Annotated in this window: 11 protein-coding genes; 6 read left to right on the top strand and 5 right to left on the bottom strand. The window is 64.0% G+C overall.

Features of this window, described 5'->3' with window-relative positions; genetic code table 11:
- Together QMC81_03915 and QMC81_03910 are read right to left on the bottom strand one after the other, a co-directional pair.
- The gene (locus tag QMC81_03915; protein ID MDI6906627.1) at positions 1–1,254 is read right to left on the bottom strand and encodes an ATP-binding protein; all 1,254 of its coding nucleotides are present in this window, start codon (positions 1,252–1,254) and stop codon (positions 1–3) included.
- A gap of 117 nt (positions 1,255–1,371) precedes the next feature.
- Positions 1,372–2,256, bottom strand: coding sequence for a class I SAM-dependent methyltransferase (locus QMC81_03910; protein MDI6906626.1), 885 nt, complete (start codon positions 2,254–2,256; stop codon positions 1,372–1,374).
- A gap of 128 nt (positions 2,257–2,384) precedes the next feature.
- Here QMC81_03910 and QMC81_03905 point away from each other — a divergent pair, with 128 nt between their 5' ends.
- Positions 2,385–2,894 (top strand): hypothetical protein, encoded by a 510-nt coding sequence (locus tag QMC81_03905; GenBank protein ID MDI6906625.1) that lies wholly within the window; start codon positions 2,385–2,387, stop codon positions 2,892–2,894.
- Positions 2,895–2,900: 6 nt separating this feature from the next.
- Positions 2,901–3,974 carry a hypothetical protein gene (locus QMC81_03900; protein ID MDI6906624.1) on the top strand — a complete coding sequence of 358 codons (1,074 nt, stop codon included), beginning with the start codon at positions 2,901–2,903 and terminating at the stop codon, positions 3,972–3,974.
- Positions 3,975–4,434: 460 nt separating this feature from the next.
- On the opposite strand, the gene QMC81_03895 is transcribed toward QMC81_03900, so the two are convergent.
- Positions 4,435–5,727 (bottom strand): cytochrome c biogenesis protein ResB, encoded by a 1,293-nt coding sequence (locus QMC81_03895; protein ID MDI6906623.1) that lies wholly within the window; start codon positions 5,725–5,727, stop codon positions 4,435–4,437.
- A 171-nt stretch (positions 5,728–5,898) separates the two neighbouring features.
- Here QMC81_03895 and QMC81_03890 point away from each other — a divergent pair, with 171 nt between their 5' ends.
- Both QMC81_03890 and QMC81_03885 read left to right on the top strand, forming a co-directional pair.
- The gene (locus QMC81_03890) at positions 5,899–6,876 is read left to right on the top strand and encodes a SpoIID/LytB domain-containing protein (protein MDI6906622.1); all 978 of its coding nucleotides are present in this window, start codon (positions 5,899–5,901) and stop codon (positions 6,874–6,876) included.
- Positions 6,877–7,007: 131 nt separating this feature from the next.
- On the top strand, positions 7,008–7,586 hold the full coding sequence (locus QMC81_03885) for a GNAT family N-acetyltransferase (protein MDI6906621.1): 579 nt from the start codon (positions 7,008–7,010) through the stop codon (positions 7,584–7,586).
- Here the strand turns inward: QMC81_03885 and QMC81_03880 are convergent.
- Entirely contained in the window at positions 7,492–8,232 is a 741-nt protein-coding gene (locus tag QMC81_03880) for a DUF5677 domain-containing protein (GenBank protein ID MDI6906620.1), read from the bottom strand. The genes QMC81_03885 and QMC81_03880 overlap by 95 nt on opposite strands.
- Positions 8,233–8,324: 92 nt before the next feature.
- Here QMC81_03880 and QMC81_03875 point away from each other — a divergent pair, with 92 nt between their 5' ends.
- Entirely contained in the window at positions 8,325–9,020 is a 696-nt protein-coding gene (locus QMC81_03875) for a DUF554 domain-containing protein (GenBank protein MDI6906619.1), read from the top strand.
- Between the two features lie 12 nt (positions 9,021–9,032).
- Here QMC81_03875 and QMC81_03870 read toward each other — a convergent pair whose 3' ends face one another.
- Positions 9,033–9,620 (bottom strand): methyltransferase domain-containing protein, encoded by a 588-nt coding sequence (locus tag QMC81_03870; GenBank protein ID MDI6906618.1) that lies wholly within the window; start codon positions 9,618–9,620, stop codon positions 9,033–9,035.
- Between the two features lie 167 nt (positions 9,621–9,787).
- Here QMC81_03870 and QMC81_03865 point away from each other — a divergent pair, with 167 nt between their 5' ends.
- Positions 9,788–11,878 carry a stalk domain-containing protein gene (locus QMC81_03865; protein MDI6906617.1) on the top strand — a complete coding sequence of 697 codons (2,091 nt, stop codon included), beginning with the start codon at positions 9,788–9,790 and terminating at the stop codon, positions 11,876–11,878.
- Positions 11,879–11,892 lie beyond the last annotated feature (14 nt).

The following is an 11,892-nucleotide window of genomic DNA, read 5'->3' as shown; positions in this document are numbered from 1 at the left end:
TCATCCCAGCACACCTCCCGCGAAGAGAACGCCAAGATTCGTCTCTCCACGCCAATCTGCCAAAGCTGGATGTTCGCTTCCCAAGACGATATCTGTTGCCCCTTCCGGGGTCTTAGCAAAACAAAGTACCTCGTCTGGATCGGCGACGCTCAAGATGACCGGCGAATGAGTTGCCATAAGGATCTGGGCGTGATAGACCGAGGAGAGCGACTGGAACATCGTCTCGACCGCCCGCGGATGAATGCCGTTTTCTGGCTCTTCTATCAGGTAGATCCCCTCAAAGTCGGGTAGATAGGCCGGAAGGGTCAGCGCCAAGAGCCGAAGGGTACCGTCCGATGCCATCCAGGATGGAACCTCCAGTCCCCCACGGTACCGAATCATCAGATAGCGGTGTCTGTCGTCCGGCCGCTCCACGGTACGGATGCCTTCCAGATCGGGAAGTGCCGTTGTCAGATGCGCGATCCATTCCTGGTAACGTTCCGGCTCTTTCTGACGAAGCCTCTCAACCACCCATGGTAAGTTGGAACCGTCCGTTTTGAACCCACGCACTTTGCCAGGCGGGCTGGCCTTCCGAATCAAAAGGCTATTAAGAACAAACCGCTGCACACCATCAGATAATAGCCTCTTAAACCATGTCGTTACTGGAAATTTAGATTCATCCTCAGGCAGGTTGCCAAGTGCTGACTTTCGGGGCCCGAGCTTGAAGGCCGGTGCCCACCCTTTACCTGATTCCCGATATGTTTCGGAGTAAAAATTATCATTGCCACCGGGCACCTTGTTAACGATCGTGACGGTCCCGCGCTGTCCCTTGGCAGTCATAATCGACCTGGGAGGCTGTCGGAAGATCGGGAACAGGGTTCGCTGGGTTCCCTCAACCGGTTCTGACACTTTCAACAGGGCCTTTTCTGCATAGATTACCGTTTCACCCTGCTCATTGGCCAAGCCGACTTCATAGCGAATGGTATCATAGGATTGTCCAGACAGAAGTAAACGGCGATCATCCGGGATTCTGGCTTCGACGGCCAGCTCAAAGCTATCCCCGGACCGTCCCCAGACAAGGTCTTGAAAGTTTTGTGTTCGCTCGGAAATCGCGGCGTCAAGACCATCCGATACGAGTTGACCGAGAAAGGCTACCACATCCAGGAAGGTTGTCTTACCGCTGGCATTAGGCCCTACCAGAACATGAAAACGACCCAGCGGCTGTTTGACATACCGTAGACAACGAAAGTTTCGGGCCTCGATTAGGGTGATCATCCCCCCGCCCTCCCTGTGTAAGCCTGTGTTATATTAATTTACTTATTTTAACCTATCATCGCGTATAGGTTAAACACCCCTCTCAGTCTCGCTGCTCTAGGGTCCGCTCTGCGGCGTTTAGCCGAAGCCTGGTCGCCGGTCGACCCGCCAGATCATCATCCCGCGGCAGATGGTGTTCTCCCGGCGAAAGACCCCGCCTATGCTGCGCTCCCGCACGTATTCGGCGATGGTCAGCCGTACCTCTTCGGTAATGTCCATATACTGCCAAAAGAACTGGCAAAGTTCATCGACCGCGTCCTCCAACAGTCCCTCCCGCACTCTGTTTTCAAAGTCGAAACGCAGCACCGGCCTGTAGCCGAGTGCATACAGGTAATTAAAGGGATAGATGATGTCCCCGGGGTTTCCCGACAGCTCCTCGCCGCCGAAAAACACCCGCCACAGGTCGCGCTGGGCCTCGTCCCAGCGCTCGCCGGAATAGGCGCTGTAATAGCAGTAACGGCGTGACGCGGCAAGCATCTTGTGCAGGTCTTCGGGTTCCCGTATCCCCGGGGTCATCGAGGCGACCACAAGGTCGAATCCTCTCTCCATTCCATCGCGGATGAGATCCACATCCTGCCAGGCCGCCGCCAGGATGTCGACCCCGGTCACCCCCTCGGCCACGGCGCGCCGCTCCAGAATCTCCCTCATCTTTTCCGCCGGCTCCAGGGCGGTCACCTGCGCCCCGAGGCGCGCCATGGGCAGGGTCAGGTTGCCCGTGCCCGCCCCGATATCCAGTACTGAGATTCCGGGTTTCAGCGCCCCCTCGTATTCCAGGAAGCGCAGCGCCTCGGCATAACCCCCGCCGCCCCTGGTCCCGCCGGTCTGGCGGGCGAAACGCGACGCCCGCCGGCTCCAATGGGCAATGGACTCCGCCTCGTTGCGGCAGCGCCGCCGAGCCACCGGGGGCTCTTCCCGGGCCCGGCGCCACAATGCAGCCCAGAATCCGGGGTCGTTTTGACGCATAAGATCGCCTTCTTTCTCCAGCAGGGTTCCGCCTTCCCCGATTACCTTCTCCACCAGGCACCGGCGGCATAACCTGCCCGTGGCACGGGCAATGATAGAAACACTCCGGTATGCAGGAGGGTGATACCATGCCCGCTTTTCTTGGCGGCTTATTGGGCACGCTGCACGTTTTGTCCGCGGTGGCCTGGGTGGGCAGCGTAATCTACCATTTCGTCGCCGTGCGCCCCGCCCTCCGCCTCCTCGGCGAGGGACGTGCCCTGGGGATGGAGGCGCGTACCGCCGCACGGTATACCATGGTGACGTGGGTCAGCCTGGGTTTGCTCGCCATAACAGGTTTTATCGCTGTCGCCACGCACTGGGCCGCCCTATCGCCGCTCCTGGCCCGGCCGGCCGGGCTCGTCCTTTTGTTAAAGCTGGCCCTCGTCGCCGTGCTCAGCGGGATTTTTCTGCTTCAAACCTACGGCTATGACCCGTTCGCCCGCCGTGTCTTCCGGGCCTCGCAAGATGCATTCAACCCGCCCCGCATAAGAGAAGCGGCAGCCGACCGGAACACCTTGTTCATCATTTACATCGTGACCGGCGTGCTCGTCATCGCCCTTTCGGTGGCGCTGTCCGGGCTGCTGCGGCCGGGGGGCTGACAGGCGGTGCAAACGCGCTCCCTGTCCACGTTCAGCATCGCCGCCACCTACATCGGCACGGTGGTCGGCGCGGGTTTCGCCTCCGGCCAGGAGGTTCTACAGTTTTTCAGTTTCTTCGGCCCGGCCAGCTTTCCGGCGCTGGCGCTGGCCGCACTCCTCTTCGTTTTCTTCGGCCGGATCATCCTTCAACTTGGCCACCGACTCCGCGCAAGATCGCACCTGGAGGTTATACGTTACGCCGGTGGTCCCTGGCTCGGTGCGGCGGTGGACGGGATAATCACTTTCTTTCTTTTCGGCGCCCTGACGGCGATGGCTGCGGGAGGCGGGGCGATTTTCGCCGAGCAGTTCGGGCTCCCGCCGGCCCTGGGCAGCGCCCTCATCGTCGGCGCTTCACTGGCCACGGTGCTCCTCGGGCTCAGGGGGGTGATCACCGCCATCAGTTTCGTGGCGCCCGTCCTCCTGGTCGCCGTGATCGGGGTCAGCCTGGTTACGGTCTACACCACGCCGCCCGACCCCTGGGCGATCCGCGTCTGGGCCAGCCCGGCCTCGGCGGCGGTGCCGTCGTGGCCGCTCGCGGCCCTGACCTATGCTTCCTACAACCTGGTCCTGGCCGTGGCCGTTCTCGCCCCCCTGGGGGCCGGCGCCCGCGATGAAGCTGCTTTGCGCCGCGGCGCCCTGTGGGGCGGCATCGGCCTCGGCCTGGGAGCGCTCTTCATTAACCTGGCCATCCTGAGCCGCCTGGAGGCGGCCGGCTTCGAGGTACCGATGGCCTTCGTCGCCGGAGAGTTCACGCGCCCCGTTCAGGTGGCCTACATCGGCGTCCTGCTGGCTGAAATCTACACCACCGCCGTGGGCAACCTCTACGGCTTCGGGGCCCGCCTGGCCGACCCCGCCACACCGAAATTCCACTGGGTGGCGCTGTTGACGGCCGGCGCCGCCCTGGCCGCCGGCCAGCTGGGTTTTTCGACACTGGTGCGTTATCTCTACTCAGCCGTCGGCCTGGCCGGTTTTCTGATGCTCGGCGGCCTTTTCTACCGCTGGGCGCGGGAACGTCTCCGCGTTCCCCAACCGACCCCCTGACCGTCCCCTTCGCCGTCGGGTCAAAGCGCCTCGAATTTTTGGGGCGCCTGGCAGCCGATGTTGAAGACACGCCGTCCACAGATTTATCCACAGTTTTCTTCGCGCCCGGCCCACATGCGCTCACCGGGCGCGCGAACTTCGGCGGCCGCCGCACGTGACACCCGTGCCGAACTGCGCGGCCATGAAACACCCTTCAGCGGGTAACGTTTCGGCCTCCGCCGGGGCGACGCCCTGACACCGTTGCCGCCACGGGCGCATATCATGCCGGGAAACAATCCAACGCAAAGGAGGGGACCTCCCGTGGCGGATACGACGGTATCCGGAGTGTCCGGTCTCTGGTTACTGCTGCTCGTAGTGGTGATCGTCATCCTGCTCAGCAAAGGCTCGCTCAACCTTGGTGACTGAGATCCGGCGGCATGGCGGACGAACGGCCGGCGGCCCGCAAACCGCCGGCCGTCAATCAGCGGGAGCCGGGGCCGGCCGGACCGACCAGGGCCGTCTCGTCACCGGGGGTGTCGCCCCCAAGGTGGATGGATGCTCCACCGTTCCCCGGCCCGGCCACCGCCCACACCCGCCGCAGCCGCATCGCCTGCCCCAGGATGAATCCACCCAAGAACATTACGGCCCCGGCAAGGGCGAGCCCCGCCCCGGCCTCACGCTTTACCACCAATACGGCATACGGACGCTGTCCCACAAAGGCTAAGGAGGTCCGGCCGATCCGCACCGTTTCGCCGGCCCTTACCCTGCCCGCGGCACCCATCCCTTCCCCGTTACCAACCTCACAGGCAACGTAATTCAGGTCCGGGGACAGGCGCACGGCTACCCGCCCGTCCGCTCCGGGCAGATTAACCCGCCCGCCGTCCCGGACCGACAACAGCCGCTCTTCGTCCCCATCCCGGATCCTTAAATCCACGATACGCCCGCAGTCCCCAAGATAGATCGTCATTCCCCGGTGGTGAAGCGGAGAGCCGGCCCGCACCTCGTGCGGCGGCAACTGCAGGCCGCGGTCCACCACGGCCACGCTCACCCGGCAGTCGGGCGTCTTCCCGTCCTGCACCGGGTCCAGCGCCAGGTCGCCGATCTGCACATCGTACCGGAAGCCCTTCTCACTCAAAGGCAGGGTGCGGTAGGCCACGGTCTCCACCCGCTCGACGGTGCGCATAAAGGGCGCCATAATCCCCGCCGCCACGACAAGGAGAACCCCGGTGTGCAGCATAAGGGAGCTAAGTCTTCCCCACCGCCAGTATTCCGCGTAAAGCATGGCCGCGCCGCCATCCCCGTCCAGCACCCTTACGGCCCAGTCACGTGCGCGCAGCGCCGCCTCTTGCCTGGCTATGGCCCATCGCGCGCTGGTGTCGGGATAAAAGAGGCTTCGCGACCACGCGCACCTTCCTATTTGCTCCGGGGTCTCAAGCAGGACCGGCCACCGCAGATCGTGCAGCGCCTCAAAAACCCGGCGGAGCAGGCAGGCCGACAGCCCCAGCAGAAGCAGTACCTCCAGGCCCACAAACCAGCGCGCCCGGGCAAGGTTCGAAACACCGAGCCCCCGTGCCGGCTCCGCTGTTTTTCCCGCCACGGCCTGTGCCAGAAGGGAGGCTCCTCCATCCGGGCCGAAAAACCCCGCGAAAACGGCGGCGGAGAGCAACAGGGTACCGAAGGCAATGCTCCACCGCGGACCCGCCAGCAGCGCCTCCATCCAGCGCACGGCGGAGCCCAGGGCGGCCCATGGGGGAAATGCCCGGCGGGATTCCATTTCGTCGACCACCTCCGGCGGAGGCCGATTACGTAGGGTCCAATACCCTACGCAATTTTACCACCCGCTCGGGGCCAGGAAAACCCCTCAAGTTGCCCCAGCTATTTCCGCAATAGAACAAGGTCCGTCCCCAAATCCTAAAGAAAAACGATCCACGGGAGGGACTGTAAATTGCCCACCAAAAGGCCGCTGCCAATCGCCCTTGTGCTCCTCGTTCTGTGTAGCGTTCTCATCACCGCACTGGCCTCCGGTTGCACCGGCGGCGCTCCGGCAAGGAAGCCCGCCATACCCCGGGCTATCAGCCAGGGGCCGAACCAGGAGCCAACGCTTAATGTCTACGTCAAGGAAACCGGACAGGTAAAGAAAATGAAGCTTGAGGATTACGTGGCCGGGACGGTGGCCGGAGAAATCGACAACTTCTTTCCCGAAGAGGCCCTCGCCGCCCAGGCCATCCTGGCCAGGACCTACGTCCTGAACTTCATCGCCACCAAGGGCCACTCCAAGTACCCGGGGGCGCACATCTCGACCGATCCCACGGAAGCCCAGGCCTGGAACCAGGCCAACGTGAACGACCGGATCCGCCGCGCGGTGACACGCACCCGCGGGCAGGTGCTGGTCCACAACGGGCGGTTCATCGAAGCCTGGTTTCATTCCCACGCCGGGGGAATGACGGCCACGGCACGGGAAGGTCTGAACTGGAAGAAGGCCGAACCGCCCTATATCACGGTTGTCAAGTCCCCCGACTCACCTGCGGCCCCCCCCGAGCGGGCACGCTGGTCAACCGTCCTTACGAAGCAGGAGATAACGGCCGCCCTGGCCAAGATCGGGGCCCCGAACCCCGGTGCGTTCAACACCATCGAAATCACCGAGCGCGGCCCGTCCGGGCGGGCCACCCGTCTGAGGATCGGCAACGCCACGGTCCCCGCGGCGGAATTCCGCGTTGCAATCGGGCCGAACAAGATGAAATCGACGAAGATAACGAGCATCCGGCCCGCCGCCGGAGGGGTTCGTATCGCGGGGCTGGGTTTCGGCCACGGTGTGGGCATGAGCCAGTGGGGTGCCTACCAGCTCGCCAAGGACGGGCGCAAAGCCCGGGACATCCTCAATTTCTATTTCCGTAACGTGGACATCGTGAAGATGTGGCGCTAATCTAAAGAGCGCCGCCGGTAATCTCTGGCCGGGTGTCCCACGGGACGCCCGGCGATTCTTTTTTGTCCACCGGGAGCGTAAAAGAGCTATAATGGGAGTTGATGTTGTTGGTGCCGGGAGGATGATGACAAATGAACGCCGCCCCCGGTTACCGCCTGCGTACGGCAGAAGCGGCCGACCTGCCGGCCATCAACCGGATCTTCAATCACGCCGTGGAACACAGCGTTGCGGCGTTTTGCCTGTGCCCCATGTCGGACGCCGAACGGCAAGACTGGTTCGAGGCGCATGGGGGAAACCATCCGGTCCTGGTCGTCGAACATGGGGAGAACGTCGTCGCCTGGGGGGCTCTTTCACCTTACTCCCTGCGGGACGGGTACCGCTTTACAGTTGAGGACTCAATCTATGTCGACCGGGACCATCGGGGTCGCGGCCTGGGGACGCTTCTCCTGGGGGCTTTGCTGAACGCGGCGGCGGACCGGGGGCACCATACCGTTATCGCCTTGATCGAGTCCGAAAACGCGGTGAGCATTCACCTGCACCGGCGTTTCGGTTTCGTGGAGGCCGGCCGGCTGCGGGAAGTCGGGCACAAATTCGGGCGCTGGCTGGACGTGACTATCATGCAGAGGTTGCTGGATGCCGGGGCGCACCGTGCAGCCGGGCACGGATTCCCTCCAGCCCGGCCTCCATCCCCAGCCCGAAATGGCGGCTGACCTCGCCCAGGATCGGCAGGACACAGTACACCGCCAGTTCCAAGGCCTCTTCGGCGTAACCGTCTCCATCAGGCCCGGCCCGCACCTCCAGCCTTTCCTCGGCGAGGGTCAGCAGCGGATAAAGGCCGGAGACGTTGCCATGGACGACGTCACACGCAATCTTGTAAAGCGTCTCATGTGTGCCGTCCAGCTTCAACAGGCGGGCCAGGTCGACGATGGCCTTGCCGTGCCAGGAGCGTCCGCCGGGATACCGTTTTCGCACCCGCAGAAACTGTCGCCGCATATCCTCAACGGTCTTCGGATCCATCCGGGCCGCCTCCGGATAGTGCCGGCGCAGGAACCGGAGGTACGTCCAGTTCCGGTAATGGGCATATTCCAGGTACTGGTCGGCCAGGCGGTCGGGATCGGTCGCGATATACAGCAGGTTCAGCACTTGCTCGTAGAGTGCGCGCACCAGGATCAAAGCGTCGGTCCCAAGCCCCTCGCCCGCCAGCAACCGGATGGCTCGAAAAGCACGTACCGCCCGCGTGAAAAAGAGCTGCAGGACCCGGTCGTAGCCCGAGACGTCCCGAATCAGGGTCGGCGCGATGGCCCCGGCAACGCTCTCGACTTCGCCGGCTGCTTCCGCCAGTGTCTTCTGCAACATCATCCCCCCGGTCTATTCCGCCGCCCGGACAGCGTCTCTGTTCATTCTGTCCACCGGGGGCCAAGGAAAAACGGGAGAAAGGGTTGGGGAACTTGACGGGGACCATTGTCAACGCCACGGCTATCGTGCTCGGCGCGCTTGCCGGGGTCGCCGTCCGGCGGGGCCTGCCGGAACGGGTGAGCGAAACGGTGATGCAGGGCTTATCCCTTTCCGTGATCCTACTCGGGATCCAGATGGCCCTGCAAACCAAGAACCCCCTGATCGTCATCGGCAGCCTGGTCGTCGGGGGGGCCGCCGGCGCCGCCCTTGATATCGAGGGCCGGTTGGCGGCTTTCGCCCGCCGCCTTGAGGCCCGCATCGGCGGGAACAGCCAGAGCGGCGCAGCCCTCGGCCGTGCGTTCATCACGGCCACTCTGGTCTTCTGCGTGGGGGCCATGGCCGTGCTCGGGTCGATTGAGGACGGCCTGACCGGGCAGCCACGCACGCTTTTCGCCAAATCCCTGCTCGACGGGATCGCTTCCCTGATCTTCGCCACGACCATGGGGATCGGTGTCCTCTTCTCCGCCGTGCCAGTCTTCCTTTACCAGGGAACGCTGACGCTCGCCGCCGGCGCGGTGCAGCCCTACCTCAGCCCATGGGTGGTCGCCGAGTTAACGGCCACCGGCGGCCTGATCATTGCCGGTATAGGCCTGAATCTGTTGAAGGTCTCCAAGATCCGGGTCGGCAACCTCCTACCCGCGATCTTCGTTGCGGCCCTGGCCACCATCGTCCTCGAGCGGCTGACCTGAGAGGCCCGGACTTCAGCGCCCGCCGCTTATGGCCTCCGCCCGGCCCCACACCACGGGCAGAATGCCTCCACCCAGGCGGTGTAACTCCTTCACGCGGAGTCCGGCCGCCGCAAAGGTGTCCAGCGTTGCCCGGTCCGGGTGACACCCTCCCAGGACCCGGCGCCACAACGGGGATAACCGGCGCTGCCAGCCTGCCCAGCCCGGCACCGGTGACAGTATGTGCTCCATAAAGAGAAAGCTTCCTTCCCGTCGAAGCACGCGCCGCACCTCGCGCGCCGCGGTCTCCGGGTCCTCCACCGTACAAAACGTGAAAGTCGCCACCACCGTATCGAAAAAGGCATCCTGGTAGGGAAGATCCTCGGCGCGGGCCGTGGCAAGCCGCGCCGCCCCGGCCCTCGCCCGCGCGTAGGTCAGCATCGCCGGGGCAGGGTCGATCCCGTGGACCTCGACTCCCGCCCGGTAGTACGGGAGGTTCAGCCCCGTCCCCACCCCGAGTTCCAGCACGCGGCCCCGCGCCCGCCCCGCAAGCGTTCGGCGCACCCGCCGCAAGGCGGCCGGCTCCAGCCGGCTATAAATCCTCTCATAAAGCGCTGCGAACAATATCCCTGCCCCCATCACCTGCTGGCCGTTTTCCTTGCATGACAGGCTCTTGCTCTGTTTGTTATAATCGGTACCGCAAGCTCTTTTTGTCAATACTCCGACATATTTCCCGCTTCTGGAGGGTTATTCATATAGTAGCCTTTATGAAACGAGGTGCACCTGTACCTTTGACTTTCACAATCCTGAAGCGCCTCTTAGCGGCGACCGCCTTGCTGACGTCCATGTTTCTCAGTCTCCCCCCGGCGGTGGCCGGGGATGACGTTATCGCCCTTCCTCCTCCGCCGCAGGCGCCCGGCGATGCCCCGTCCCCCGCCCCGGCCCAAGACAAACCGGTGGACACGGCCGGGCCCGGGCCCGGCCGCCAGACGATAAGGGTTATCCTGTACCTTGGGCGCCAAGATGCGACTGTCAACGGCCGGCCGGTCACCCTGGACGCCGTCCCCGCCGTGGACAATGGCGTGACCCTGGTGCCCCTGCGGTTTGTGAGCGAGGCGCTCGGCGCTGCAGTCCACTGGGACGGCGCGGCAAAGACGATCACTGTCAAGGGTGCCGACGCCAAGGTCGTACTGCATCTTGGGGAACGGCGGGCTACCGTCAACGGGAAAGAAGTGACGCTCGTCGCCGCCCCGCGCGCGGAACAGGGACGAACCCTGGTCCCGTTGCGGTTCGTCGGCGAGGCGCTGTCCGCCACGGTGCATTACGAGCAGGCGACGAAGGCCGTCACCATCGGCCTAACCCTGATTTCGAAGACGCCTCCGGTAGCCCGTTTCACTTTCGCCCGGCCCCGCGTCCGCCCCGGAGAACCGGTACAGGTCTTCGAGGAGAGCAGCCATCCGGAGGGAGTACCCATTGTTGACCGGGAATGGACGGGCCTGGAAAACAGCTATGGGCAGGCCGGGATCTACCAGGTGACGCTGCGCGTCAAGGACGCCAACGGCAACTGGAGCGAACCCTTCGCCCAGAAACTGGTCGTCAACTCCCCGCCTGAACCGTCCTTTACAACGGAAAAAACGCGTTACCGCATCGGTGAGCCGGTAGTCTACCGTAACACCAGCCGTGATCCGGACGGGCATGCGATGACCTTCACCTGGCAGGGTAACGCGATGGCCTTCTTCGAGCCCGGAAAGCACACGGTATCCCTTACGGCGAAGGACGAGCTGGGCGACACGGCCACGGAGACGGTGGAGATCGAGGTCACGGACGACATTTACTACACGAAAGAACAGTTTTACCTGCTTTACGGCGGGGTCGGCGCCATCATCCCCTACGAGGAGGCGGTCCTGGAGTTCCCCGTCGTCAACGACGGCTGGAAACAATCCGACCGGGTACTCCTCCGCTGTAACAACCCCGAGAAGATTCCCGGTTCCGGAATCCTCTACCGCGATACCGTCTCGGGCCCCGCGCGGTTGATGATCCACCACCTGAACAACTCCTCCGCCGACATGCGGATCTGGGTGTTGGCCCGTAACGCCGGCACGCAGCCGGTCACGGTCACAACAACCCGCCAGGGTGGAGCCGGCCCTTCAAAGAGTATCCTGCAGCTCGGGCGCACGCACCTTTCACGCTTCTTCAGCGCCCAAGCCCCGGAGTCGGTCACCCTGCAGCCCGAGCAGACCCTCGCCGTCCTGCCCGCGGTGAGCGCGGCGGTCATTAAGCCGGGCCAGTGTTTCACCGCTCTGGCCGACATTGAGTTAAGCGCCCCGGTGCCGGTCGAGTTCACCTTCGCCGCCCTGGCCCCGGCCGCCGACCCGGTGAAAGAACTGCCGCAATTGGCGCCTCTGCCCGGCGACGGCCATATCCGGGGCACTTTCCCGGACGCGGACCGCACTCTGACCATTGACACCGCCCTCGGCCGCATGCACCAGCGGCTCCTGCTCGGCGATTACGAACACGACCCGCCTGCCGAAGGCGTGGACGCCCTGACGGGCCAGAACGTGCAGAACCAGGGCAATTACGGCGTCGTCTACCGTATCACCCTCAAGGATGTCCGGGCCCGGACTGGGGTCCTGGTGAATGCCCGCGGAGGGGTCTTCTGCGGCGCCGTCGCGCTGGACGGCAAAACGATTATGGGCGTACCGCAGGACGGTATCCTCCAACCGCAAAAATGGGCCGTCATCCTCCACCGCCAGCAGGCCGGCGGGCCGCTGACGGTCGAGTTCTCCCCCCCGTCGGGCAGTTTCCTGCCGGTCAACCTTCTCTTCGCCCCGATACCGAATAAGAAAGGGGAGAGCTTCGACCCGGCGCGGTACGTCCAGTAGTGCCGGGCGTTGTC

The organism is Thermoanaerobacterales bacterium (assembly GCA_030019475.1).
Classification (GTDB): Bacteria; Bacillota; Desulfotomaculia; order Desulfotomaculales; family JASEER01; genus JASEER01.
This window is presented reverse-complemented; position numbering and strand designations above follow the sequence as displayed.

Excerpts from the sequence above, each read along its gene's own strand:
- QMC81_03915 (MDI6906627.1), bottom strand. The coding sequence starts at position 1,254 with ATGATCACCCTAATCGAGGCCCGAAACTTTCGTTGTCTACGGTATGTC.
- QMC81_03910 (MDI6906626.1), bottom strand. The coding sequence starts at position 2,256 with ATGCGTCAAAACGACCCCGGATTCTGGGCTGCATTGTGGCGCCGGGCC.
- QMC81_03905 (MDI6906625.1), top strand. The coding sequence starts at position 2,385 with ATGCCCGCTTTTCTTGGCGGCTTATTGGGCACGCTGCACGTTTTGTCC.
- QMC81_03895 (MDI6906623.1), bottom strand. The coding sequence starts at position 5,727 with ATGGAATCCCGCCGGGCATTTCCCCCATGGGCCGCCCTGGGCTCCGCC.
- QMC81_03885 (MDI6906621.1), top strand. The coding sequence starts at position 7,008 with ATGAACGCCGCCCCCGGTTACCGCCTGCGTACGGCAGAAGCGGCCGAC.
- QMC81_03880 (MDI6906620.1), bottom strand. The coding sequence starts at position 8,232 with ATGTTGCAGAAGACACTGGCGGAAGCAGCCGGCGAAGTCGAGAGCGTT.